The 24,128-nt window shown below is 62.5% G+C and carries 20 protein-coding genes; 8 read left to right on the top strand and 12 right to left on the bottom strand.

All coding sequences use genetic code 11. From position 1 onward, the window contains the following. Nucleotides 1-133: 133 nt before the first annotated feature. Entirely contained in the window at nt 134-979 is an 846-nt protein-coding gene (rsmI, locus tag AB4Z15_RS07510) for a 16S rRNA (cytidine(1402)-2'-O)-methyltransferase (protein WP_442016821.1), read from the bottom strand. Between the two features lie 265 nt (nt 980-1,244). On the opposite strand from rsmI, the gene AB4Z15_RS07505 reads away from it, so the two are divergent. Both AB4Z15_RS07505 and AB4Z15_RS07500 read left to right on the top strand, forming a co-directional pair. Further along, the gene (locus tag AB4Z15_RS07505; RefSeq protein WP_442016820.1) at nt 1,245-2,963 is read left to right on the top strand and encodes a dolichyl-phosphate-mannose--protein mannosyltransferase; all 1,719 of its coding nucleotides are present in this window, start codon (nt 1,245-1,247) and stop codon (nt 2,961-2,963) included. 10 nt (nt 2,964-2,973) lie between these two features. Then, nucleotides 2,974-4,806 carry an AMP-dependent synthetase/ligase gene (locus AB4Z15_RS07500; protein WP_442016769.1) on the top strand — a complete coding sequence of 611 codons (1,833 nt, stop codon included), beginning with the start codon at nt 2,974-2,976 and terminating at the stop codon, nt 4,804-4,806. Between the two features lie 11 nt (nt 4,807-4,817). Here the strand turns inward: AB4Z15_RS07500 and AB4Z15_RS07495 are convergent, their stop codons facing one another. Both AB4Z15_RS07495 and AB4Z15_RS07490 read right to left on the bottom strand, forming a co-directional pair. Beyond that, a complete protein-coding gene (locus AB4Z15_RS07495; protein ID WP_442016768.1) occupies nt 4,818-5,930 on the bottom strand; it encodes a TIGR01906 family membrane protein in 1,113 nt (370 codons plus the stop codon). Nucleotides 5,931-6,084: 154 nt separating this feature from the next. Beyond that, nucleotides 6,085-7,080 (bottom strand): stage II sporulation protein M, encoded by a 996-nt coding sequence (locus AB4Z15_RS07490; RefSeq protein WP_442016767.1) that lies wholly within the window; start codon nt 7,078-7,080, stop codon nt 6,085-6,087. Nucleotides 7,081-7,207: 127 nt separating this feature from the next. On the opposite strand from AB4Z15_RS07490, the gene AB4Z15_RS07485 reads away from it, so the two are divergent. After that, nucleotides 7,208-8,011: an RDD family protein gene (locus AB4Z15_RS07485; RefSeq protein ID WP_442016766.1), complete on the top strand. Its 804-nt coding sequence runs from the start codon at nt 7,208-7,210 to the stop codon at nt 8,009-8,011. 108 nt (nt 8,012-8,119) lie between these two features. On the opposite strand, the gene AB4Z15_RS07480 is transcribed toward AB4Z15_RS07485, so the two are convergent. The 5 genes from AB4Z15_RS07480 to AB4Z15_RS07460 all read right to left on the bottom strand — a co-directional run bounded on the left by AB4Z15_RS07480 (nt 8,120) and on the right by AB4Z15_RS07460 (nt 12,647). Next, nucleotides 8,120-8,944, bottom strand: coding sequence for a pentapeptide repeat-containing protein (locus AB4Z15_RS07480; RefSeq protein WP_442016765.1), 825 nt, complete (start codon nt 8,942-8,944; stop codon nt 8,120-8,122). A gap of 30 nt (nt 8,945-8,974) precedes the next feature. Next, nucleotides 8,975-10,195, bottom strand: coding sequence for an Ig-like domain-containing protein (locus AB4Z15_RS07475; protein ID WP_442016764.1), 1,221 nt, complete (start codon nt 10,193-10,195; stop codon nt 8,975-8,977). A 146-nt stretch (nt 10,196-10,341) separates the two neighbouring features. After that, nucleotides 10,342-11,820, bottom strand: coding sequence for an adenosylhomocysteinase (ahcY, locus tag AB4Z15_RS07470; RefSeq protein WP_442016763.1), 1,479 nt, complete (start codon nt 11,818-11,820; stop codon nt 10,342-10,344). 56 nt (nt 11,821-11,876) lie between these two features. Further along, entirely contained in the window at nt 11,877-12,095 is a 219-nt protein-coding gene (locus AB4Z15_RS07465; RefSeq protein ID WP_416418316.1) for a Trm112 family protein, read from the bottom strand. A gap of 144 nt (nt 12,096-12,239) precedes the next feature. Further along, nucleotides 12,240-12,647 (bottom strand): DUF3499 domain-containing protein, encoded by a 408-nt coding sequence (locus AB4Z15_RS07460; RefSeq protein ID WP_442002683.1) that lies wholly within the window; start codon nt 12,645-12,647, stop codon nt 12,240-12,242. A 111-nt stretch (nt 12,648-12,758) separates the two neighbouring features. On the opposite strand from AB4Z15_RS07460, the gene AB4Z15_RS07455 reads away from it, so the two are divergent. Then, nucleotides 12,759-13,277, top strand: a complete 519-nt coding sequence (locus AB4Z15_RS07455) for a metallopeptidase family protein (RefSeq protein WP_442016762.1) — start codon at nt 12,759-12,761, stop codon at nt 13,275-13,277. 34 nt (nt 13,278-13,311) lie between these two features. Here AB4Z15_RS07455 and AB4Z15_RS07450 read toward each other — a convergent pair whose 3' ends face one another. The 3 genes from AB4Z15_RS07450 to AB4Z15_RS07440 are packed head-to-tail and all read right to left on the bottom strand — an operon-like array spanning nt 13,312 to nt 18,894. Then, nucleotides 13,312-14,970, bottom strand: a complete 1,659-nt coding sequence (locus AB4Z15_RS07450) for a DUF5719 family protein (protein ID WP_442016761.1) — start codon at nt 14,968-14,970, stop codon at nt 13,312-13,314. Continuing rightward, the gene (locus AB4Z15_RS07445; protein WP_442016760.1) at nt 14,963-18,319 is read right to left on the bottom strand and encodes a glycosyltransferase; all 3,357 of its coding nucleotides are present in this window, start codon (nt 18,317-18,319) and stop codon (nt 14,963-14,965) included. Before AB4Z15_RS07445 ends, AB4Z15_RS07450 begins: the two co-directional genes overlap by 8 nt. 29 nt (nt 18,320-18,348) lie before the next feature. Then, the gene (locus tag AB4Z15_RS07440) at nt 18,349-18,894 is read right to left on the bottom strand and encodes a WhiB family transcriptional regulator (RefSeq protein WP_431119087.1); all 546 of its coding nucleotides are present in this window, start codon (nt 18,892-18,894) and stop codon (nt 18,349-18,351) included. 365 nt (nt 18,895-19,259) lie between these two features. Here AB4Z15_RS07440 and AB4Z15_RS07435 point away from each other — a divergent pair, with 365 nt between their 5' ends. Beyond that, nucleotides 19,260-19,955: a TIGR03089 family protein gene (locus AB4Z15_RS07435; RefSeq protein WP_442016759.1), complete on the top strand. Its 696-nt coding sequence runs from the start codon at nt 19,260-19,262 to the stop codon at nt 19,953-19,955. Nucleotides 19,956-19,957: 2 nt separating this feature from the next. Here AB4Z15_RS07435 and AB4Z15_RS07430 read toward each other — a convergent pair whose 3' ends face one another. Next, a complete protein-coding gene (locus AB4Z15_RS07430; protein WP_442002678.1) occupies nt 19,958-20,524 on the bottom strand; it encodes a GtrA family protein in 567 nt (188 codons plus the stop codon). A gap of 180 nt (nt 20,525-20,704) precedes the next feature. Here AB4Z15_RS07430 and AB4Z15_RS07425 point away from each other — a divergent pair, with 180 nt between their 5' ends. The 3 genes from AB4Z15_RS07425 to AB4Z15_RS07415 are packed head-to-tail and all read left to right on the top strand — an operon-like array spanning nt 20,705 to nt 24,110. Further along, the gene (locus AB4Z15_RS07425) at nt 20,705-21,892 is read left to right on the top strand and encodes a 5-(carboxyamino)imidazole ribonucleotide synthase (protein WP_442016758.1); all 1,188 of its coding nucleotides are present in this window, start codon (nt 20,705-20,707) and stop codon (nt 21,890-21,892) included. Further along, the gene (purE, locus tag AB4Z15_RS07420; RefSeq protein ID WP_442002676.1) at nt 21,889-22,452 is read left to right on the top strand and encodes a 5-(carboxyamino)imidazole ribonucleotide mutase; all 564 of its coding nucleotides are present in this window, start codon (nt 21,889-21,891) and stop codon (nt 22,450-22,452) included. Before AB4Z15_RS07425 ends, purE begins: the two co-directional genes overlap by 4 nt. A gap of 11 nt (nt 22,453-22,463) precedes the next feature. After that, entirely contained in the window at nt 22,464-24,110 is a 1,647-nt protein-coding gene (locus tag AB4Z15_RS07415) for an LCP family protein (RefSeq protein WP_442016757.1), read from the top strand. The last annotated feature ends 18 nt before the right edge of the window (nt 24,111-24,128 follow it).

Raw genomic sequence — 24,128 nt, 5'->3', positions numbered from 1 at the left:
GAGGGTTGCACCACTAGGGTTCCTTGCCAGAATTGGCTTGAATTACTGCCACGGTACTGCCATGCAAGAAGCAGTGTCTACGCCTTCACGCACTGCCATACGCTCGCCAAATTGTGCATCTGCACAGGGAGGATCAGCGGGCGGCAAGCACCGCGGAATACAGCTCCCGCTTACTGACACGGGCATCATCCGCCACGGCGGCAACGGCTTCCTTCAGCCGGATTCCCTGGGAGATGAGCTCGTTCACGGCAGCCACATGGTCTTCCGGTTTGCCGGGGGCTTGCTCGGGAGCTCCACCTACAACCACGGCAATTTCACCGCGAACCTCGTTATTTTCCGCCCACTCCAGGAGCTCGCGCAGCGTTCCGCGGATCACTTCCTCATAGGTTTTGGTCAGTTCACGGCAAACAGCAACGCGCCGTTCTGCCCCGAAGCGCTCGTGCAGTGCCCGAAGCATCACTTCGAGCCGGTGCGGTGCCTCGAAGAAGACCATGGTGCGGCGCTCGTCAGCCAAGTCTGCCAGACGGGAATTCCGCTCCCCCGACTTCCGTGGCAGGAAGCCCTCGAAGCAAAAGCGGTCTGTGGGCAGCCCGGACAGTGCAAGGGCTGTCAGCACGGCGGAAGGTCCCGGAACGGCAGTGACAGTCAGGCCAGCCGCTACAGCGCCTTCCACCAAGCGGAAGCCAGGGTCCGAGACGGCCGGCATTCCGGCGTCGCTGACCATCAGGATGGTTTTGCCGGCCCGCACATAGTCCAGCAGTTCACCGGTCTTGGCTACCTCATTGTGTTCGTGATAGCTGATGACGCGCCCGGACACCTCCACGCCCAAGGCCTGGACCAGCCGATGCAGGCGGCGGGTGTCCTCCGCGGCAACGATGTCGGAGGTCGCCAGGAGCTCAATCAAGCGGGACGATGCATCGCCCACGTTGCCTATTGGAGTAGCAGCAAGCACAATCCTGCCACTCGCTGCCGTTGGGATCGCGGCGGCACCGGCGTCCGGTTCATCAACCGCCGATGCATCGTCAAAGGGGGCTTCGTCCGGGATGCTGCGCTGTTCTTCCACCTGCCAAGCCTAATGCCGCGCGCACCTCAACGCCGCAGTAAGGATGGAAAGGTAGCATGGGCGGGTGAGCCAGTCCCCCGTTCCCACCACCGATTCCGGAACCCCCGCAGCCTCGGCGTTACGTTCCGGAGCCACGGACGTGGCGGCAACCAATGGCGCGGAAGAGACCACCAGGACAACAATGACCAAGACGAGCAAGTCCTGGCGCCCTCCTTCCGGACAGCACGCTGCTAGCGACCGCAACAGGAACACCAGACCGGCTCTGGGACGCCGGCTGGCAGGCCACCCCTGGATCGCCAGCCCCACCACGGCCTATACAGAAGACGCCCTGAAGTCGCGGTTGATCGGGGTGATCCAAACCTGGCGGGACTACCCGCCGTCGTTGCGTTTATGGTTCTGGTTGATTCCCACCATTACCGCCGTCATCGGCGGAATCCTGCGCTTCTTCCGTCTTGAGGTCCCACACAGCCTGGTGTTCGACGAAACCTATTACGTCAAAGACGCGTATTCGTACCTCATCAGCGGATATGAACGCAGCTGGCCTGCCAATGCCAACGATTCCTTCAACGCCGGCAATCCCGAAATCCTGCTCAACACCCCGGAGTACGTAGTTCATCCTCCGGTCGGGAAATGGATGATCGCCTTTGGTATGTGGTTGTTTGGGGCTGACAATCCATTCGGCTGGCGTTTCGGTGCAGCCTTGACCGGGACGCTCACGGTCTTCCTGCTCTCGCTCATCGCGCTGAAGCTCTTCCGTTCCCACACCCTTGGCGCCGTGGCCGGGTTGCTGCTCGCGGTTGACGGCCACCATCTGGTGTTGTCGCGAACGTCCCTGCTGGACATCTTCCTCGCGTTCTGGATCCTTGCTGCCTTTGGCGCGCTGTTGTTGGACCGCGACGACGGCCGGCGTCGCCTTGCATCCAGGCTCGCCGCCCGGGCGGCTGCTTCGCCCGATGGCAGGCCTTCCGCCGCGCAACTGTTGGCCGGCCCCTGGCTGGGCATGCGATGGTGGCGCCTTGTTGCTGGCATTTGCCTCGGCCTGGCCGTAGGCACCAAATGGTCTGCGCTGTTTTTCGTCGCGGCTTTCGGCTTGTTGACTGTCTTCTGGGACATGAGCGCCCGCCGCATCGCCGGGATCCGCAGCTGGCCCAGTGCAGCGCTCATGAAGGATGGCCTGCCGGCTTTCCTAACGATTGTCCCGATTGCGGCAGTCACCTACGTGGCCACGTGGACCGGCTGGTTTCTCTCCAAGGATGCCTACTACCGCCAGTGGGCGGCCACCAATCCCGCGCCCGGGTGGGATTGGCTGCCCAATTCCGTGCGTTCTCTTGCGCACTACCACCTTGAGGCCTACAAGTTCCATCAGGGCCTCAGTGCCGACCACCCCTACGAGTCCAGCCCCTGGACCTGGCTGGTCATGGGCAGGCCCACCTCGTTCTATTACCAATCGCCGAAGCAGGGAACTGCTGGCTGCCTTGCCGAGACCTGTTCCTCGGCCATCCTGCCCGTAGGCAACCCCATTGTGTGGTGGGGTGGCACCATAGCCCTGGTGATCCTGCTCTTCTGGTGGGCGGGCCGCCGGGATTGGCGGGCCGGGGCCATCCTCGCTGGAGTCGCGGCCGGATACCTGCCGTGGTTCATGTACCCCGAACGCACGATGTTCATCTTCTACGCAGTTTCCTTTGAACCGTTCCTGGTTCTGGCCCTGACGTACGTTCTGGGGCTGGTGTTAGGCCGCAGCAGCGATCCTCCCTGGCGGCGGAGATCCGGACTTTACGTAGTGGGCTTAATTGTGGTGCTGGCCATCCTGGCCACAGCTTTTTTCTATCCTGTGCTGACCGCCGAAGTCATCAGCTACCAGGAATGGCGGATGAGAATGTGGATGCCATCGTGGATCTAGGAGGAGGATCGTGAGGGAGGCAAGCACGGAGCTTCTGGTCGAGGCCGACGAGAATACCAACGTGACCGACCTCCTTCTGGAACGATGCGCCAAGGACCCGTTCGGCAACCTTTACGCCCATAAGACAGCCAATGGGTGGCTCAACGTGCCTGCTGCGCGTTTCCTCACGGACGTGCAGGCACTGGCCAAAGGCCTCATCGCCGGAGGCGTCAACCCCGGCGATCCCGTAGCTGTGCTCTCCCGTTCAAGTTTCGAATGGACCTTGGTGGACTTCGCCATCTGGATGGCTGGCGGAGTTACAGTGCCCATTTATGAAACGTCGTCGGCCAGCCAGATCGAGTGGATCCTTGCCGATTCCGGCGCCCGGCGCATCTTTGTGGAGGACACCTCCAAGGCAGACCTTCTTCGCGCCCTGGTTGAGAAGTCGACAGCCTTGGGTGAGGACCCCGTGTCGATCATCCGTATGGAGCATGACGGCGAGGCCCCCAACCTGACCAGTCTCGCCGCCGTCGGAATTGGCATTATGGATGCCGAACTTGAGCGCCAGCGCAGCGCCGCCAATCTGTCCGATGTCGCTTCGATCGTCTATACCTCCGGCACAACGGGCAGACCCAAGGGCTGCGAAATCACCCATGGCAACTTCGTACTCGTCGCCCGAAACGTCATCCCCTTCCTCCCCGAACTGTTGATGCAGCACGGCGCGCGAACGCTGATGTTCCTACCGCTGGCACATGTCCTGGCGAGGGCGGTCCAGGTGGTCTGCCTCACCGCAGGCGTCACCTTGGGGCACAGCTCCGGTGCCAGCGGTCTCATGGCGGACCTGGGAGCTTTCAAACCCACCTTCCTGCTGGCAGTTCCCCGGATCTTCGAAAAGGTCTACGCCGGGGCAGGACACAAAGCCGCCATGTCAGGAAAGTCCGGACTGTTCGCCGCTGCGTCCGCCACCGCCGTCGAATATTCGACGGCGGTGGACCTCGCCGCCCGCGGGCAGGGGCCCGGTCCAGGCTGGTTCCTTGGTCTCAAGCACTCGGCATTCAACAAACTCCTCTACCCCAAGGTGCGGGAGGTCTTCGGCGGGGCCGTCGGCTACACCGTGTCCGGAGCCAGCCCCCTCAGCCTCCGGGAGAACCACTTCTTCCACGGCGCAGGAATCCCGGTCCTTGAGGGCTATGGCCTGACCGAAACCACTGCGCCCTGCACCGTCAACACGCCAAGCATGTCCCGAATAGGGACTGTTGGCATACCGTTGCCCGGCACCACCATCCGCGTGGGACAGGATGGGGAGGTGTTGGTCAAGGGAATCGGCGTCTTCAAGGGCTATCACCGGAATGAGGCCGCCACCGCTGAGGCCTTCGTGGACGGCTTCTTCCGCACAGGAGACCTGGGCGAGCTCGACGCCGACGGGTTCCTGACTATCACCGGCAGGAAGAAAGACCTGTTGGTCACCGCTGGCGGCAAGAACGTCGCTCCCGCTCCCCTTGAGGAGAAACTACGGGAGCACCGGCTCGTGGGACAGGCCGTGGTGGTGGGCGACGGCAAGCCGTTCGTCGCAGCGCTGGTGGCATTGGATCCCGAAGGACTCGCAGACTGGTGCGCCGAGAACAAGCGTAACGCCATGTCCCCCAGTGAAGCCGCGAAGGACGAGCGCGTCCGTGCGGCAGTTCAGTCCGCCGTGGACAAAGCGAACACCCTGGTTTCGTCCGCTGAATCCATCCGTAAGTTTGGCTTTATCACCGCAGATCTCAGCGTCGAGTCCGGTCACCTGACGCCCTCGCTGAAGCTGAAGCGGGCCGTTGTGGTTAAGGACTTCTCGTCGTTGGTGGAAAAGCTTTACGAAAAGTAGCGGCTCGGTGGTTATGCGACGGTGTCGTTGGTGTCCTTACGGAGACCTTCCGCCTCGCCGTCGTCGTCGATCTCTGTTGAGGATGCTTCTTCTTCGGCCGCTGACTTTGAGTCCAAACCGCGGCGACGTCGCGTGGGCCAGGTGAGGATGAAGGTGACCGTCGCCGCCAGGAACACGAGCGCTCCAATGACGATTCCGGCATCCACCCAGAACTGTCCCGGGAAGAGACGGATGAGCGTGTCTTCCAGGGAGAAGGTCCAGGTGCCATTGGCGAAGAAGATCCGGTGGAACTCGGTGAAGAACTGCTGCCAGCTCAGGGCTGCCAACACTGCAAGGCCAATGATGATGACCAAAGTGACGATGGAGCCGGCGAAGAGCCCACGCCGAACGCCACCTTCACTGCGCTTACGCAAGTAGGCAATGGCGATGATGCTCAGAAGAATGAGCAACAGGCCGGCACCAAAGGATGTCAGAATGACCATTTTCACGTCCGCCATGTGCGCGACTTCGCTGTCTTTGAAAAGCTTGGCGCCGTCCTGGTTGACCAAGCCACCCAAATACCGTGGCCCCGACCAGTTGCTCAAGTAGTCCACAGCGTAGGAGCCATAAGTCATGCGATCGTCCGTGCTGAACCCGTACCCGTCTCCCGGGAAACCCGGCCGGTTGTATTCAACCCAGAGGAACAGGGGGCTGGTCACTGCCCGGACAGCCAGCACCAGGAGGATCACAGGGAAGAAGACCGCGAGCAGTACCTGGAAAATCCTGGGGCCCATTGGCTTGACCTTCGCTGCCTGCTCGCGTTCTGCATTGCGCCTGGCAACCTCGTCCTCCGGCGGACGAACCTGAAGGGCCGACGTCGGCAAAGGTTCGGAATAGTGCGAGGGTTGGCGGCTTGTGGGCGCATCGGCCACCGTCTCAGCGAATAGCGGCGGCTCCGGCTCCGCGTCCGCGGACTCGGCAGCCTTCCGGTCAGCGCGACTCTCCGGCTGAACCGGGACCTGGCCTGAGGGAGCAGCAGAAGAACCACCCGGCGCGGTGGGCTTCATCCAGTCAAAGGCCGGCTCGTCGGGGTCCTCATGGACGTCCGTCTCCGGATCTTGTGGTTTTCGGCTCTTGTCACTCACAGCGGTTTCACTTCCGTAGGCATCCCACCGGCCTAACCATGCTGCCGGCACTCTTGTCTGCATTCGAGCCTACAGTCCGGGTTTGGGCGGAGACGAGGAGCCACCCCGCGTAGAGCAAGATCGAAACGCAACTGTAAGGTGCGGGCATGTTCGCCTAGACCGCAATCCCCCGGTAGCCGGCGTCATGGCTGTCAAGGTCGCCAGTGGCGCCCGAACGGAATGAACGTCCACCCAAAACCAGGGTGTACGTCCAATAAGCTGCCAGGACCAGTGCCCCGATCGCGATCTTCATCCAAACCGGCAAGGGGCTTGGTGTCACGAATGCTTCCACCACGCCCGAAATGAGAAGTACCAAGACCAGCCCGAGGGCAACCGTGATGAGGGAACGCCCTTCGTCGGCGACGGCCTGCATCCGCGTCCTGGGTCCGGGCCGGACCATTGACCAAAAAATTTTCAGCCCGGCTGCGCAGGCGATGAACACTGCGGTAAGTTCCATAAGCCCGTGGGGAAGGATGTAACTGAAGAAGACATCCAATTTTCCCGCAGAGGCAAACACACCGGCAGCCGCGCCAACGCCTTGGGCGTTGAGGAAGAGAATCATGGGCACCCAGAATCCCGTAATTCCGAACGCAACCGCTTGAGCGGAAATCCAGGCGTTATTGGTCCAGACCGCGCCGGCAAAGGACGCCGCCGGGTTCTCCGAGTAGTAGTCGATGAAATCGTCTTCAATGTACTGACGCACCCTGTCATCGCTGCCAAATGCGGCTCGCAGCGCCTCAGGCGACGTCCCGATCCAAAGTGCGTACGCGCCACTCACCAGCATGAAGAAAACCCCACACCACAGCGTCAGCCATCGGAGTCTGTAGAACGCCGCGGGCAGTGCGATGACGAAGAAGCGGGCGAGGTCTTCCATGAAGTTCGAACGTGCCCCGGTGAACCTGGTTCGAGCCTGGGCAAGTGCGGCAGACAGGGATGAGGACAAGGCCGTCTCGGGAGCCACCGAGCGGATGAGTGACAGATGTGCGGAGACAGTCTGGTACAGGCGCAGCAATTCGTCGGCTTCGGACCCAGTGAGCCGCCGCTTATGGGCCAGAAAAGTGAGCCGCGACCATTTGTTCCCATGCACGGCCGAAAAGGCATCGATGTCCACGGCACCACCCTATCCCTGTCTGCCCAGTCCCTGTCTGCCCTATCCCTGCCTGCGGGATGGGCGCGGCTAGACTCGTTGATGCGGGTACTTGATGCGCCCGCCGCGATTGCTACGCACGGGGGCGGACTTGAGTTCAATCATCACAGGCGAGGCAGTGGTCCTGGAGTTGCGCCCGGCGTCCTTCGCCGCCCGCGCTCTGGGGCTCATTCTGGACGTCATTGCCAACGTCCTCATGTTGATCCTCCTCATCGTCCTGGTCCTCTCCGCCGCCCGGGACCTCGATGAAGCCGCGGTCCGGGCCATGATCCTGGCTTGTGTCGTCTTCTCCTTCGTCATCGTTCCCGTCACTGTGGAGACGCTCACCCGCGGCCGCTCACTGGGGAAACTGGCCGCGGGCCTGCGCGTGGTCCGGGACGACGGCGGATCCATCAGGTTCCGGCACGCGGTCATCCGTGGGATGTTGGGGTTCCTCGAGATTTACATGACCTTCGGTGGCCTCGCTATCGGCGTGGCACTTTTCAACGACAAGTCCAAGCGCCTCGGCGACGTCGTGGCCGGCACATACTCGCTGCGGCAGCGCGTGCCCTCCGAGCCGAGGATCTTTCCCGGCGCTCCCCCTTACCTCCAACCGTGGGTAGCCATGGCGGACATTGGCCGGATCCCCGACGCCACAGCCCGCCGGGCCGGAACCTTCGTTCAGCAGGCATACCTCATGGCACCATCCTCACGCGCCAGGATGGCTGCAGCGCTGGCCTCCGAGCTGGCAAACTACGTTGCGCCGCCACCGCCAGCGGGAACGATCCCCGAGGACTACATAGGGGCGGTCCTCGGCGAGCGACGCAACCGCGAACTTGTCCGCCTCCGCACAGCGGAACAGCGCAACGCCGCCATCGGCGAAAGACTGCGCAAGCTGCCGTTTACCCAGGACTGAGACAACGCCGGGGCTTCCGGCCGGAGGCCGCCGTCCTCTGCGTGCTCGCTCGTTCCTCGCTTGGACGCACGCTGCCGGACCCCGACCCCCAGCCTTTCGCCGCCCTTCTCAGTGCCAGTGCGCCGGCGTCGTGAGTCTTTCGGGTAGGCGCGTTTCGGGGTTTCCTTGGGCGGCGTTGGTTTGCGGTTGGGTCAGGTAGAGGGACCTGGAGAGGTTGGCGCCGTGGAGACGGGTATCGCGCAGATCGGCGCCGAGGAGGTCCACGGCGGTTAAGTCGCTGCGCTCCAGGTTTGCCCCTATCAGGTAGGCACCGCGGAGGTCCGAGCCGCACAGTTGTCTCTTAGCCAGGTTGGCGCCCATGAGGTCGGCACCCGGGTGGAGTCCGCCGTCGGGCATTTCACGGCCCTCAGCCCCATATGAAGCGCGCACCTCCTCGCTGACCTCCATCAGCAGGGCACGCACTTCAGCATGTAAATGTCCGACGTCGGCAGCCAGGATTGCCGACGCCTCTCCTTGGGATGTGGTTTCAATATCTGTGGACAGCCGGCGGGCGGTGGCCGCCAGCTCCGGATCGAAAGCGCGTTGCTCAGCTTCGGACAAGTACCACAACATTTCGTGCAGTTGCTTGACCACCTTGAAGACAACGAACATCGAGGACTTGGACGCTGGGTCCTGGACCCAACTCGTGCCCCCGAATGTGTGCTGGGAAACCACTTGGCCTGCGCCGAAGCAGTCAAAGACGGTACATCCGCTGAATCCGCGGGGCCGCAAACGTTGATGGATAGTGCAGGAAAAGTCGCTGGCCATGTTCGGGCAGGCCGAAGCAGCGGGTTTATCGATCGCGAAATCAGCCGAGCGGGCGAAGCCAAGGGCGGTGCAGCAGAGAGCGAAGCAATTGCTGCAGTCCGGGCGAAGGGTTGGCGAAATTGTCACAGCAAGTGTGTCCCCGGCTTGAAATAGCAGCTACCGCTGGGCGTAGCTGGCCCAGGGAATGTTCCAGTCGCCGAAGCCCTCCAAGGGTTCCACAGCCGGCGCACCGGTATTCAGGATCTGCACGACGTCGCCGGTTTTCATGTTGTTGAAGAACCACGCGGCGTCGTCTGGCAGCAACCCAACGCAGCCGTGGGAGACGTTCACGCGTCCAATGGCGCCCCAAGCGGACTCCAGGGCCTGATGGACATAGACGCCGGACCAGGTGAGGCGGTTGGCATAATCCACGACCATAGGAGCGTAGTAGCCTTTGTCCCCGGGTTTGAGGCCGATGCTTCCAGCGTTGAAGTTGGACTTGCGTTCCTGCTCCAGGATCACGGCGTAGCCGGTGGGCGAAAGCCAGTCTTCTCCGCCAAGCGATACGGGCGCGGTGTGCATCAATTGGCCGTCGAAATACACGTTCATCGTCTTGGTGTTGTCATCCACTACAGCCACGCGCTGCGGCCCAGTAGTGAAAGTGGAAACAACATCGCCATTTCCAATCATGTTGTTGCCGAAATCGACGCCCAGGAGCTTCATATCCACTGTGACCGTGGTTCCCGACGCCCAGAATGCCTCCGGGCGAATGCGGACCTTCTTGTCCGAGTACCAATGCCACGCGACTGGCTGGCCCGATGAAACAGTGATGGCAACGCGCTTTTCCATCGCGGCCTTGTCAACCACAGGTTCACTGAAGTTGATTTCGACCGGCTGGCCCGAGCCAGCAACTGTGCCGTTGCGCGGATAGATGGAAGCGTCGGCTTCGTAGGCAGCAGAAACCGTGGTGAAGGTCTGCGTCTTCTTGGTTTCCTTACCCGCGGTGTCCACAACGGTGAAGGAATAGCTGTACTGGGTCTTGAACTTCAGGACCTCAAGGGTTGTCCACGTGCTGCCGTCCGCGCTGGTCTTCCCCTGCACAGGTGTACCGCCGTCAACCGGCGCCAAAACTACGTCCTTGACCTTACCGTTGACGGCCTTGATCTGGGGGCCAACCACTGGATTCCATTCCACAGCGCCGTCCAGCGGTGTGATGCCCAACTCCACGGGTTTAGCCTCTAGCGTCGGAGTGGATTGGGTTGTTCCCACGCCATTCGGGGTGGCACCGGCCAGCAATCCAGGAACGGTGGCAACGCCAATACCGCCCAGGACGAGGGCGGCGCAGATCCCTGCAATGGCAAGGATCTTGCCCGTTTTCCGTTTGGCGACTTCCGTCATGGTTCCTGTCTTCCTGTCCCCCGGCAAGCAATACTGAACACCCAATTCTAGCCGAAAGGCCGGCCACGCTGGTCACGTGTCCGGCCTTTCACTGCGGGCTTGAGGCTACCTGTTTGTGGTTACTGCCACCGCAAACTGAACTTGGCTTAGTAGCGGTAGTGCTCCGGCTTGTAGGGGCCCGCAACATCCAGGTCCAGGTAGTCCGCCTGGTCCTTGCTCAGTTCCGTCAACTCCACGCCAAGCGCATCCAGGTGCAGGCGTGCCACCTTTTCGTCCAGGATCTTGGGCAGGACGTAAACCTGCTTCTGGTATTCGCGTTCCCCTGCCGGCTGGTCCTTCTTGGTCCAGAGTTCAATCTGCGCGATCGTCTGGTTGGTGAACGAGTTGCTCATCACGAAGGACGGGTGGCCCGTTGCGTTGCCCAGGTTCAGGAGCCTGCCTTCAGACAGAACGATGATTGACCGCTCGGAGTCGGAGCTGGCATCGAAGACCCACTCGTGAACCTGCGGTTTGATCTCCACCTTCTTTACGCCGGGAACCTTGGCAAGCCCGGCGATGTCGATCTCGTTATCGAAGTGGCCGATGTTGCCCACGATCGCTTTGTTCTTCATGCCCAGCATGTGCTCGGCCATGATGACGTCCTTATTGCCAGTGGTGGTGATGAAGATGTCACCCTGGGCAAGGACAGATTCGAGCTTGGCAACCTGGTAGCCGTCCATGGCGGCTTGCAGGGCACAAATGGGGTCGATCTCGGTAACTACGACGCGCGAACCCTGGCCGCGCAGTGCTTCTGCCGCACCCTTACCGACGTCGCCATAGCCACAAACCACGGCAACCTTGCCGCCCATGAGGACGTCCGTTGCACGGTTGATGCCGTCCGGCAGCGAGTGGCGGATGCCGTATTTGTTGTCGAACTTGCTCTTGGTGACGGAATCGTTGACGTTGATGGCCGGGAACAGCAGCTTGCCCTGTTCCGCGAGCTGGTACAGGCGGTGCACGCCTGTGGTGGTTTCTTCCGTGACGCCCTGGATCCGGGCTGCCACGCGCGTCCACTTCTGCGGGTCCGTGGCCAAGGTCCGGCGAAGGAGGTCCAGGATGAGGACGTACTCTTCAGGATCTTCCTCGGTGGCTGCGGGAACGGCGCCTGCAGCCTCGAAATCGACGCCCTTGTGCAGCAGCAAGGTGGCGTCACCGCCGTCGTCCAGAATCATGTTGGGACCCAGCTCCGGATTTTCTTCCGCTCCGGGCCAGGTGAGGATCTGCTCAGCGGTCCACCAGTATTCCTCGAGGGTCTCACCCTTCCAGGCGAAGACGGGAACGCCTTGCGGATCTTCCGGCGTACCTTTGCCGACCACGACGGCGGCAGCGGCTTCGTCCTGGGTGGAGAAAATGTTGCACGAAGCCCAACGGACCTCGGCACCCAGAGCGGTGAGGGTTTCAATGAGGACGGCTGTCTGGACCGTCATGTGCAGCGAACCGGCGATGCGGGCGCCCTTGAGCGGCTGCGAGGGGCCGAACTCAGCACGAAGGGACATGAGCCCCGGCATTTCGTGCTCGGCGAGGCGGATCTGGTGGCGGCCTGCCTCGGCAAGGGAAATGTCAGCCACTTTGTAGTCGAAAGTCATGGAAGTCCTTATAGATGTTTAGGCGTACCGTGCGGGATTGCTGTTCTGGAAGTACGTCAGGCTTTGGCGTGGTGCTGGCCGGAGCTTGCGGCGTTGGAGGCAGCTAGCAGTTCCGGGGGCAGAAGCAAGGGAATGCCGTCCTCGATCGCGTAACGGACCTTTTCACCGTTCTCGGCGGCAGCCGTTGAAACAAGCTCCTCGCCCTCCTGGACCAGCGGTGAGCCCGTCACGGGGCAGCGCAGGATGGACAACAGTTCAGGACTGACCTTTGGCATGAATGATGCTCCCTGGATGGCGCGGGTGTGGCGCCGCTGGCGGATTTATCTGCAGATTCCAGCCTACAGCGCACGACCATCCCCCAAGGAGCCGACGACGATTTGAGTCCCGGGGTTGCCGCAGTTGGCTCAGCCAGAACGGACTTAGGACGGTTCGCGCAGAATCCGCAAGTGGCCACGGCGCGTACCTTCAACCATGGCGGGCGGCTCGACATGCGGCCGACTGGTACGGGGTGGGGTGTCCGTTGCCGCTGAGGCGGCTTCCCGCACGGCGTTGGCGAGTGCCAGCAAGTCATCCGGGCCAGGCTCCGGAGGTGTTGTTGGCATAGCCAGGCGAAGGACTTCCCAGCCCCGTGGAACCGTAAGGGATTCCGCATGCTGGGCGCAAAGATCGTACGCATGCGGTTCGGCGTACGTGGCCAGCGGGCCAAGGACCGCTGTGGACTCGGCATACACGTACGTCAAAGTAGCCACCGCGGATTGGCGGCAGGCGGACCTTGAACACTGACGAATAGCACCCACAACATCCCAGATTAGCGCCCTTTGGCCCATACCCTGCGCATTGGCTGGCCGTGCCTGCCCGGAAGCTGCAGTCTCTGCCGATCACGGCGCGCTGTTCGCCATTATGTCGCGTTGGCGGTTCCTCGGGACTAAAGTCGATATATGCAGTCACAGCCACATGTTCCTGGCTTCACAATCCGGTGGACTGACGCCGAAGGCGATCAGGCAAAGGAACACACCGGCGCGGATGTCCGTGGTTTCCGGCGGCGCCGGAGAAACCGTCACGGCAGAGGACTGCGTGGGGAACTCATGCTCCCGAGCCTTCCCGGCTTCCGGACCCGTGCCGAGCGATTCGACGACATGGTGCTGGACTCAGCCGAACGCCTCCAGGATATGTGGGGCAAGCAGTTGGATGGCGTGCTCTTCGCCGTCGACGAAATCCCGCCGAACCTGGAGCAATTGGTCGCCGAAGGTACGGCAGCTCCCATGGGTTCCTACACTCCCGGCAGCCGCGGCGAAGCACCGATGATCACTGTGTACCGCCGTGTGGTGGAACAGACTGCCGGAACACGGGAAGAGCTGCAGGACCTCGTCCATGACGTCGTGGTGGAGTACACCGCGGAAATGCTCGGTGTACCACCAGAGACGCTGGATCCTGTGTACCGGCGTCGTTACCAGTAGCGTGGGTACCCCTAACGCCTAGTGGCCTTAACGCCTAGTAGCCCACTGTCACGGGAACTTTTTCGAGCCCCGCAGCAGCATCCTGGATGCCCAGCACTGAGACGTCGGCGCGGTCCTGCCTACCCAGGATAAGTGCCCCATACACGGGGTCCCCTGATGCTGAAACCACGTACCCCGCAACCACTGCCTGTCCGGATTTTGCCGGAAGTTCGATCAGAGATGTTGTGCCACCGGACATGTCCACGTCCACGGACTTGCCCACCTTCCCATCGGCTGTCACCGGTGCGTAGCTGACAGTTGCCCGTCCCTCCGGGACACCGAAGCTGAAGAAGCTCTGCCCGTCACGGGGCACTGCGACCACATGCTGGCTTCCCAGGCGGGCCGAGGACGGCGACCAAGCGAAATCCGTTGGTTCCTCTGCTTTAGCCCCCCGTGCAATCCGGGTAGCAGCTACGAACGCGACGTCAGAACTCGCGCTAACGGTGTAACTGCCGGCCGGAACGCCGTCGAGGTCCAGCGTAGCTATTGTGCCGCCCTTGACGGTGACTACTCCCCCGTTGGGGAGCTGGCGCTCACCGTTGGCGCCGTACAGCCGGACTTGAACCACGGCGTCCGTGGACCCAGGCACGGCTATTTGAAGCGCGGGAACGGCATCGGCAAAACCCGATTTACTGCCCAGCGCCTTGATCGCCGCTGCATCCTGGATGTCGACGCCGGCCATCACCTGGAGGTTGGACGGCCCGGAACCTGGGGACAGGAACTCCACCCCACCCGGCACAAGTCCGCGCAGCACGCTCTGCTGGATGGTCCCTGCGACGGGTCCGCCGGAGCTGCGTACGTGCACGGCCAGTTGGGATTCGCCGGGGGCAAGGCCGGCAAGGTTTACCGAGCGTGTTGTCCCCGGCGCCACCAGGAGACCCCGTGCGCCAGGCGCCTGGATCTGTCCCTGAGCGCCGAAGAGGTCCAGGTTGACGGTAGCGGGCGTCTCCGATGCATTGCTGAGGTTCAGGACCGCGGTCCGGCCAAGCGCAGTGTCCGCACCCAACAGCCAAGCGTCGTTTCCGGGCTGCTGGCACGGAGCCGCCGCCAGGCCACGGAGGTCGCCGTCCTTGGCTGAGTAGCTCAGATTCGCGGCCAAGGAGGCTTGTTCGTTTCCGATGGGGTCAGCACCCACCACGGTAGGTGCGGTCACAGTGCTGATGGATACAGCCGCTGCAGCCAAAACGGGTGGGCCGGAAGTGGGCGATGGTGTACTCGTGGGCGTCTTGGCAATTTCCGCAACTGCGTCCCCTGCCAGCGACGTCACTTTACTGCCCGGAATGGTGCCTGCGGGATTGCTCAGGACCAGTGCGTTGAGCGCACTGGTGGCGGTGGTGGAAATCGGGCTGAATTCAGCATCGGTGTCCACGTCCGTTCCCGTGACAAGGCGCGCTGGTTCCGGGCAGACGCCCAGGGAGCGGCCCGCCGGGACATCGGCTTGCCGGATGTCCACGGCAGAGCCGCCAGACGGCGCTGGAACCATCGAGGTGGCCGCAACTGCTCCGCCTCCCGCCGCCAGGATCACTGCTGCTGACAAGACCCCAGTGATGATCCCCTTGTTGGAACTGCGGGCATCCTTGGCGGAGTTGCGTGCATCTTTGGTGGAACTGCGCGTCCCGTCATCGTCCGCCTGCTTCTTTGGGTCCTCAGACACTGCTGTACTCCTTACGGAGGGAGACTTCGTCCCTCGACATGCCGGTTCGCGAGCGGCGGGCGGGCATCGGAACTGCCAGCAGCACGGTCAGTCCGAACACGACGGCCTGCAGGATCCCGAACCAAAGACCCCAAGGGTTGGTGTACCGGATTTCCAGGTTGCCTCCGTTGGCCGGAAGTTCGAAAGCCTGGGCCCATCCGGAGGTGGCCGACTTCAGCTGTCGCCCATCCATCCAAGCACTCCAGCCGGGATCGGACCGTTCAGCCAGGACCACCCGACGGCCCTCGTCACCCGCGGGCACCGCTGCGTCAACGGACACCTCAGCTGAGGGCAGAGAGCCGATGGCCTCACCTTGGGCGTTGAGAATGCGCACCCTGTGCGTGGTGTCTGCGGCGGTGGCGGCAGCGGGATTCCGCGGGGTTACGCGCCACAACCACCCGGCGTCGGTTTGTCCAACAGCAACAAGGCCCGGGACGGCGTCGATCCTGCTGGCGGTCAGCTGGGCCGCGTCATCAGCGGCCTTGAGCACCACAAAACCGGCACCGAGCTGCTCCAAATCATTGCGGGGATCCACCCCTGTGCTCGCCACAATGGTGGCCACTGCCCTGCGGAGGGAGGCGGTAGCGGCGTCGTCGGCAGCAATCTCTTCGCGACCCGGCGCCCCAATAATGGTCCTGGCCGAAGCGATGGTGGACAAGTTGTCCAGCGTAGTCCCTGCACCACGCATCAGCGAGGACGTAAAGGCACCCTGCTCGCCGCTGGTGATAACCAACGTTCGCGTACGTTCGGGTCCCTCTCCGCGGTCGACGGCGGTGGCTGGCAAGGTGTCGTTATCCACCGGCCACACTTGGCGGGCCGAGCCCAAAGATGGTTTCTTACTGGCCTCTGACGGTGTGGCGTCAGCGGTTTGGGTAGCCGTTGGGCCCTCGGATGAGGGCTGCAGGACGTTTTGTCCTGCCCATGCCACCATCCCGGCCAACGGTCCACAGACGAGGAGAGCCAGTGCCACGCCCGAAGCTACGCGCCGCAAGGGCGACTTCCAACGGGCGGCATCAGACGTTCTGGCGGGAACGGCGAAGATTTTATCGGCGCCGAGCAACGCCGCACCGAGCAGCAGGATGCCCGCCGCTGAAACCGCCGGTCCGGTGAAGGGACCAACAATCACGTTGTTGTTGACGCCTGTGGCCACGTGGCCCATCAGCCAACTGCTGGCCAAGGTAGCCAGCGCGGCCAACCAGAAGACGCGTGCCAGGACGGTGCGCTTACCAGGGAGGAACAGTGCTGCGACAGCCAGGAGAAGTACTGGCACGCTGACCAGCAGAGCAAGCAACAGAGCCCAGGGCACAGCGCCAGGCCCGAACATCCCAAGACCTGTGAGGCCGCCGTCCATCTCAAACGCCAGGGGCTGGCCCAGGAACTGTTGCCACAGCGGTGCAGCGTCGAAACTGAGCGGCAGGCCCGGATCGGCCAGCAAGGACCGGGGGCGGTCAAGTACCGAAATTCCATAGGGAATGAACAGTGCGGCGCTGGGCAAAAGCGACCACCAGAGTGTCTTGCCCCGCGGTCCGAGCACCACGGCTGCCAAGACGACGACCACCGTAATGGGCCCCAAGAGGGACGGTGCCGATGCAGTGATCGCAGCCATAGCCAAGCCCGCAGCCGCCGCAGCGGTCCAGGACGGCGTGCCGTTAATGCCCGGTTTACCGAGCACGAGGGCCGGGCGGCGCGTGAAAGGTACCCGTGTGGCATGGGCACGGCCTATCGCCGAACCCGAGGCACGTATTAGCGCCAGCATCAGCAACGGCATCAGGACGTGGGCCACCAAAGCACCTGGCCTGCCCTGGTTTATGGCAACCAGCAATGCAGGCGCCCCGGACCAGGCAAGAGCGGCAACAATCCGGAACCGGCGCCGGGTGGTCAAAGCCCCTGCAGCGAACCAGGCACCGATTGCAGAGAGTGGCATGGCCAGGATCAGCAACCACACTGTTGCCGAGTTGCCATCGCCACCGCCAAACAGGGAAAGGAGCCACAACACGTAAGCGAAGGGATCGGCGTGCCCGGGCAGTCCGGCACCGAGGGAAATCCACCACGTGGAGGCGTTGGCCCAGATATCGGAGGGTGACTCGGACAATGGGAGGAGCCCTCCCCCCGCCACAGTTCCCGTGCGAAGGAGGCCGAAGAGCCCAATGAAAGAAGCGGCGAACGCGATGAGGGCGGCAGCAACTGCGCCGGTGCCAACCCATCCGCGTTCGTTGGTGGCCAGCGCTGCGAAATCGTCAGAGGCATCGCCGCTGGGTTCGGGGGCGAGAAGATCCGAGGCCACAGTAGTTTCCTCGCTGGGGCGGATGGCCTCCAGCAGGGAACGCCTGTTGGCCCGAACTTCGCGCGATGACGCTTGGAGGCCCCGGACCACCGAACGGTGCAAGCTGCGGGTCTTCGCGGCAATCCGGCGGCCTCTTGCAATAGCGAGGGGCCGCACCAAGCCGGCGACGGTGGCCGTGAACTGGGAGAATCCGTAGCCCGGTTCCTTGACCAAAACACTCAGCACCAGACGTACGAGTGCGCCCAAGAGCGCCCCCACAGCCTGGAACGGCAGGTTCCACCACGGCGTGTGTTTGAGGCGCATGTGAATTTGTGCTTTGCGTGCTGCGGAGGACGTACCCAGACCGTTCGGCCGGTGCTCCACGTGGAACATGCGCGCGCTTGGCACCACCACCACGCGGTTACCGGCAAGCCAGTTGCGCCAGCAGAAATCGACGTCGTCTCCGCTGCCCGGCAAGGCAGGGTCAAAACCCTGCAACTGCTCCCAAACGTCCCTGCGGATCAACATGCCGGCAGAGTTCACCGCGAAGGTGTCAGAGCGGGCATCGTATTGCCCTTGGTCCACTTCGTCGGCGTCGATCAGTGTGAGGCGTTCGGCCAAGCGGCTGGTGGACAAGCCAACGTCCACCACATGACGGTCGTCGTGCCACCCAAGCTGCTTGCAGCCGGCAACAGTTACCGAAGTGGTCCGTTCCACGGCGTGGAGAAGCTCGGTCAAGGCGTCAGGAGCAGGAGCGGCGTCGTCGTGAAGGAGCCAGATCCATTGGACAGCACCGGCCGCTTCGGCGTCTTCGGCTCCATCGTTGGGTGCAAGCTCGTCCAGGCCCGCCTGGACAGCGGCACCAAAGCCAGACTTTGGCTGGACGTACTTGGTGACGTTTGTTTGCCCCAAGGCCTCCCGGAGCAAGTCGAGGGAGTTGTCAGTGGATCCTGTATCAATGCCAATGGCGGCATCTGCCGAACGCGTCTGGTCCGACAGTGCCGCCAAGGTCCTGGGGAGATAGTTCCCGCCATCGTGGGAAACCACGACGGCGGTAACGTGTACTTCCTTAAGAATTAGACTGCCCGCTTCCTTAGCCGGCGACGTTCGCGCTCGGAGAGCCCGCCCCAGATGCCGAATCGTTCGTCGTTTGCGAGGGCGTACTCAAGGCACTGAGAACGGACGTTGCACGCTCCGCAGACCTTCTTCGCATCCCTCGTTGAGCCGCCCTTTTCGGGGAAGAATGCTTCCGGATCCGTCTGGGCGCACAGGGCGTCTGTCTGCCAACCGAGTTCGCCCTCGTCATCGAAGTCGCCTTGGCTCGGCAGTCCGATCCACACCGGCTGTCCTGGGATTTCCTGAGGACGCCGCAACTCCATCGGAGGGTCGTCCACATCTTCGTCCGGCCCGGCAGGCAGGTCGCCAATCAACGCCTCGTGTGCAGCGAGGAGGGCAGTTGCCTGATCCTCCAACGACTGCTGCACATTCTGGTTGTATCGGTCTGCCGCTTCCGGATCCGCCGGGTCCACGTACCAGTCCCCTGGTACCTCCCGCGAACGGTATTTCACCGACGCATGTTCTGCGACGACTGCATCTTCCTGGATACGCAACGCTTGCCCCATGGCGTCCCTCCTGATTTTGCAGCTGCTGCTTGGATGTATTTCCGATCCCCGGTGTTGTTCCGGGAATCTGTGCAGCGGCGTTGATTACTAATTACACGCGTGTAACTACCCGCCAGTCAAGCCGCGCCGGGATAATAATCAAGAATCTGTAGAAACGTGGGATGCGCCACGCCCAACGTTTTCCGCCGTGGCGCGGCTGGTTGGAGGAAAAACGGAAGCCCCGCATCACTTTGCATGAACAATTCCTGACATTCCGCGGAATTCCCAAGATCACGCCCGGATGTCCATCGATTGGACTTAACGGAGGTGTGTCGCATTTCACATTTCCCCGTGGGGTGGCGGCCCCACCGTGGCAGGATTGATCCATGAGCATCCCGGCAGCGAACCTGATGACCACCCTGCGATCCGGCCATTCCACCTCCCCGAGGCTGACGTGGTACGGCCCTGATTCCGAGCGCGTGGAGCTCTCCGGGCGGGTCTTGGACAACTGGGTTGCCAAGACCAGCAACCTGCTGCAGGACGAACTGGACGCCGAGCCGGGCAAGGCTGTCCGGTTGGACCTTCCCGCACACTGGAAATCCTTTGTGTGGGCACTCGCCGCCTGGCAGTTGGGCATGGAGGTGGTCTTCGATGGCACCACCGCTGACCTGCTGGTAACAGACACTCCCGACGACGGCGCCGGGGCCGGCTTTGACGCGATCGTCGCCGTACCGCTCGCGGCACTTGCCATGCGCTGGCCCGGCGAGCTGCCATCCGGCGTCGTGGATTATGCTGCGGAAGTCCGCTCCCATGGTGACGTCTTCATGGCGCACAACGAACCGGAAGCCGGACTCCCGGCCGTCCGTGGCACAGCGGGCCACGCCCATGACACCCTTCTGGACGGATTCGCTGCACCCCAGGAAACCGGCGTACGGCTCTTGGTTCGGGCGGCCGACGGTTTGGAGCCGGGCTTGGCAGCGGCGTTGGGCGCGTGGAAAGAAGACGGCTCAGTGGTGCTGGTGCATCCCGACCTGGAAGTGACCGAGCACCTGCTTGAGAATGAGCGCGTCAGCCGATCCTGAGATCAGTTCTTGATGGAGGGCACTTCGCCGGTCGGCGGTGCGCCATGGCCCGCCTCCGCAGCTGACTTCTCCTTGTGATGGAGCTCCAGGATCTCGTGGTCGTGGGAGTAAGCCGGCTCGGCATCCAACTCTTCGTTGAAAACCCAGAAGCGGTATGCGAAGAACCGGAAAATGGTGCCCAGGACGAGCCCCACGACGCTTCCTGCGATAAACAGCGACGGCTTGTCATTCAGGTCCAGCACGTACTTGGCGAACCACACGCAACCGGAGGCAATCAGCAGCCCGACGAAGTTCATGACGGCAAACAGAACGGCTTCACGGACCACGTTCGCCTGTTTACGGTGGCGGAAGGTCCAGAAGCGGTTGGCTACCCAGGAGAACACGCTTGCAACGATCGTCGCAATGGCCTTCGCCCAAACTTCGCTTCCGTGCATCGGGCCCGAAAACAGCCAGATGTAAACTGCCGAGTCAATGACAAAAGCAACACCGCCTACGGCGCCGAACTTTGCTACCTCGCGCCAAAAAAGCGAGGCAAGTCCGCGGATGCGATCTGCAAGTGTGGTGATCATGACCCTCCATGGCCGTTGAAAAGTGGGCCGATGGGCCTCATTCATTTTAGCGCCCATTTCCAACCGTTCCCTTTGAGTGCCCTGTGAGAACGCCGATACCGGGGCCTGGGCCACGTCGAAATGGTCACGAAACAGCGGCTGAATCAGTGTTCCGGCCGCTGGTTCGGTAGGCTGAACCTTGTGACTTTTCCAGTAATTGGCGTTGTTGGCGGCGGCCAGCTCGCACGCATGATGGCCCCGCCCGCTACCGCTCTTGGCTTCGAACTACGCGTTTTGGCTGAGGGCGAGGACGTTTCGGCTGTCCCCGCCGTGGCCAACGCCCCCATTGGTGACTACAAAGACCTGGACGCTCTGCTTGAGTTCTCCAAGGGCGTGGACGTCCTGACGTTCGATCACGAACACGTTCCTACACAACATCTGCGTGCCTTGATCGACGCCGGCGTGAATGTGCAGCCAGGACCTGATGCCTTGGTAAATGCGCAGGACAAGCTCGTGATGCGCGCGGCCATCGATCGCCTCGGGCTGCCCAACCCGGAGTGGGCCGCCGTTGACTCAGTAGAAGAACTGGTGGCCTTCGGCGACAAGATCGGCTGGCCTGTGGTGCTGAAGACGCCGCGCGGCGGCTACGACGGCAAGGGCGTCCGCATTGTTGACTCCGCCGATGACGCAGCTGATACTGGGGACTGGTTCCAGGCCATGAGCCCCCTGCTTGCCGAAGCCAAGGTGGACTTCAGCCGCGAGCTCTCCGCCCTTGTAGCCCGCACGCCCAGTGGCGAATCACGCGCCTGGCCGGTAGTTCACACCATTCAGGTAGACGGCGTGTGCGACGAAGTTATCGCCCCCGCACAGAACATTCCACTCGAAGTTGCCGCCGCAGCCGAGGGGGCTGCACTTCGGATCGCCAACGAACTCGGCGTTACGGGTGTCATGGCTGCCGAGCTCTTTGAAACCCCTGGGGTTGGCGCCGGCTTCCTCATCAACGAACTCGCCATGCGCCCCCACAACACAGGCCATTGGACGCAGGACGGATCCATCACCAGCCAATTCGAACAGCATCTGCGTGCGGTGCTGGACCTGCCGCTGGGCGCCACGGATGCTGTGGCGCCGGTATTTGTCATGAAGAATTTCCTGGGTGGGGATAACCAGAACCTCTTCGAAGCCTTCCCCATGGCCTTGGCTTACGAACCGGCAGCAAAGGTGCACTGCTACGGCAAGTCCGTGCGGGCGGGGCGCAAGATCGGGCATGTCAATCTGGCTGGCACATCTACCTCGGAGGTAGATTCCATCCGCCAACGCGCCACGGCAGTAGCCAACATCATCCGTGACGGCCGGATGCCCGCACAGACCACCCACGAGGAGACCGAATGACATCAGCATCAACAGCCCCGCTCGTAGGTCTCGTGATGGGCTCCGACTCCGACTGGCCCGTCATGGAAGCCGCCGCGGACGCCTTGGCTGAGTTCGGCATCCCCTTTGAAGCGGACGTCGTCTCGGCGCACCGCATGCCCACTGAGATGATCCGCTATGGCCAGACCGCGCACGAGCGCGGCCTTCGCGTCATCATCGCCGGAGCAGGCGGGGCCGCCCACCTTCCTGGAATGTTGGCTTCGGTCACTCCCCTGCCTGTCATCGGCGTCCCGGTTCCATTGAAGACACTGGACGGCATGGACTCACTGTTGTCCATCGTTCAAATGCCTGCCGGAGTTCCGGTTGCCACTGTCTCCATCGCCGGTGCCCGCAACGCAGGACTCCTTGCTGTACGGATGCTCGCCTCCGGCACAGACGAACTCGCAGACCGCCTTCGCGAAGACTTGCTCAAATTCGCCCAGGAGTTGAACGACGTCGCCACCAAGAAGGGCGAAAACCTGCGCCATAAGGTTGAAGAAGTCTTTTCCCCAGCAAATGCTTCCGCCCGGAGCAGCCACTAGGACGGCAGCGGATGACCACCATGCACAAGAACCCGAATCAGTCCGGCGCCGCCCTGACTGATCCAGTCCGCTATCCATCCGGGGCCAGCGCCCCGGTGCGGACCAAACGCGCCTTCGTGCTGGTCCTCCTCACCCTCTTCATCCCCGGCAGTGCCCAGATCGTGGCAGGTGACCGCAAGCTGGGCCGCCTCGCCCTTCGCATCACACTCACTGTGTGGGCGCTGGCTTTGCTGACGCTCTTGATTGCGCTGGTGAACCGGAGCATGCTGCTCAGCATCGTCACCCATCCCGTGGGCTCGCTGTTCATCATCGTTGTCCTCGTTGCTTTGGCTTTGGGCTGGGCCTACCTGTTCCTGAACACCTTGCGGATCATCCGGCCCAACCTGCTGGCCCCCGGGATGCGGCCCATTATTGCCGTCGTCCTTGCCGTGACAACAGTTCTGGCCAGCGGGTCATTGGGCTACCTTGCCTACGTGTTGAACGTCAGCCGCAACGCGATCGGCAGCATCTTCAACGCGGGCCCTGCCATCGATCCCGTGGATGGCCGCTATAACTTCCTGATGATGGGCGGCGACGCCGGTGACGACCGCACAGGTCGGCGTCCGGACAGCCTGTCGGTCATCAGTGTTGATGCCAAAACGGGTGAAAGTGCCATCATTTCCGTTCCCAGGAACCTGCAGAACGCACAGTTCAGCGAGGGATCCCCCATGCGGAAGATCTACCCCGACGGCTATAACTGCGGCGATGAATGCCTCATCAACGCCGTCAACACCGAGGTCACCAATAATCACAAGGACCTGTACCCGGGCGTTGCCGATCCCGGCGCCCAGGCAACACTAGAAGCGGTGTCCGGGACCTTGGGTATCACGGTGCAGGCCTATGTGCTGGTGGATATGGACGGGTTCGCCAAGCTCATCGACGCCATGGGCGGCATCCGCATCAAGGCTGGCGGCTGGGTACCTATCAGTGGTCCTGTCACTGACGAGGCCAACGGGATCCACGGCATGCCCGATGGCTGGATTCCTGCCGGCGACCAGCACTTGGATGGCTTCCACGCCCTTTGGTACGGCCGTTCCCGTGAATTCGTTGACGACTACGCCCGTATTGCGCGCCAGCAATGCGTACAGCAGGCCATGCTCAAGCAGCTGGACCCCGGCACGTTGCTGACCAAGTTCGAGGACATCGCCAACGCAGGCACAAAGGTGGTGGAATCCAACATCTCCTCCGCGCAGCTGGGAAGCTTCGTGGACCTCGCCTTGAAGTCCAAGGGCCAACCGGTCAAGCGCCTCACTATTGGCCCTCCCGATTTCGATGCCTCGTTCTCCACGGTGCCGGACTTCGACCTGATTCACTCCAAGGTCCAGGAACTGCTGACCTCCCAGAACAGCCCAAAGGCCGATGACTCCATGGTGTCCAACAACGGCAGTGTGGGTTCCAATGTCGCGGCAGCGGGCCCAGTCCCCAGCAGCTTCCCGGCCGGGATCCCAACAGGTCAGCAGCCGTCTCCGTCTCCGTCGTCGTCGGATTTCACGCCGGTGACCACTACGCCGGACGGCACGCCCATCACGGAAGAACTGCTCAACGGCCTCAAGGCCCAGGGCGACGAGCAAGGCATCCGCGATCTCGTGGCAACCAATGGGCAATGCGCCCCGCTGTAGCCCGCAGCAGCACCACCA

Source organism: Paenarthrobacter sp. 2TAF44, assembly GCF_052114885.1.
GTDB lineage: Bacteria > Actinomycetota > Actinomycetes > Actinomycetales > Micrococcaceae > Arthrobacter.
The sequence above is the reverse complement of the archived record's forward strand: the minus strand, read 5'-3'. Positions and strand labels throughout refer to the sequence as shown.

Excerpts from the sequence above, each read along its gene's own strand:
- purE (WP_442002676.1), top strand. The coding sequence starts at position 21,889 with ATGACATCAGCATCAACAGCCCCGCTCGTAGGTCTCGTGATGGGCTCC.
- AB4Z15_RS07455 (WP_442016762.1), top strand. The coding sequence starts at position 12,759 with ATGCAGTCACAGCCACATGTTCCTGGCTTCACAATCCGGTGGACTGAC.
- AB4Z15_RS07435 (WP_442016759.1), top strand. The coding sequence starts at position 19,260 with ATGAGCATCCCGGCAGCGAACCTGATGACCACCCTGCGATCCGGCCAT.
- AB4Z15_RS07460 (WP_442002683.1), bottom strand. The coding sequence starts at position 12,647 with ATGGGCCAAAGGGCGCTAATCTGGGATGTTGTGGGTGCTATTCGTCAG.
- AB4Z15_RS07440 (WP_431119087.1), bottom strand. The coding sequence starts at position 18,894 with ATGGGGCAAGCGTTGCGTATCCAGGAAGATGCAGTCGTCGCAGAACAT.
- AB4Z15_RS07475 (WP_442016764.1), bottom strand. The coding sequence starts at position 10,195 with ATGACGGAAGTCGCCAAACGGAAAACGGGCAAGATCCTTGCCATTGCA.
- AB4Z15_RS07505 (WP_442016820.1), top strand. The coding sequence starts at position 1,245 with ATGACCAAGACGAGCAAGTCCTGGCGCCCTCCTTCCGGACAGCACGCT.
- AB4Z15_RS07465 (WP_416418316.1), bottom strand. The coding sequence starts at position 12,095 with ATGCCAAAGGTCAGTCCTGAACTGTTGTCCATCCTGCGCTGCCCCGTG.
- ahcY (WP_442016763.1), bottom strand. The coding sequence starts at position 11,820 with ATGACTTTCGACTACAAAGTGGCTGACATTTCCCTTGCCGAGGCAGGC.
- AB4Z15_RS07430 (WP_442002678.1), bottom strand. The coding sequence starts at position 20,524 with ATGATCACCACACTTGCAGATCGCATCCGCGGACTTGCCTCGCTTTTT.
- AB4Z15_RS07415 (WP_442016757.1), top strand. The coding sequence starts at position 22,464 with ATGACCACCATGCACAAGAACCCGAATCAGTCCGGCGCCGCCCTGACT.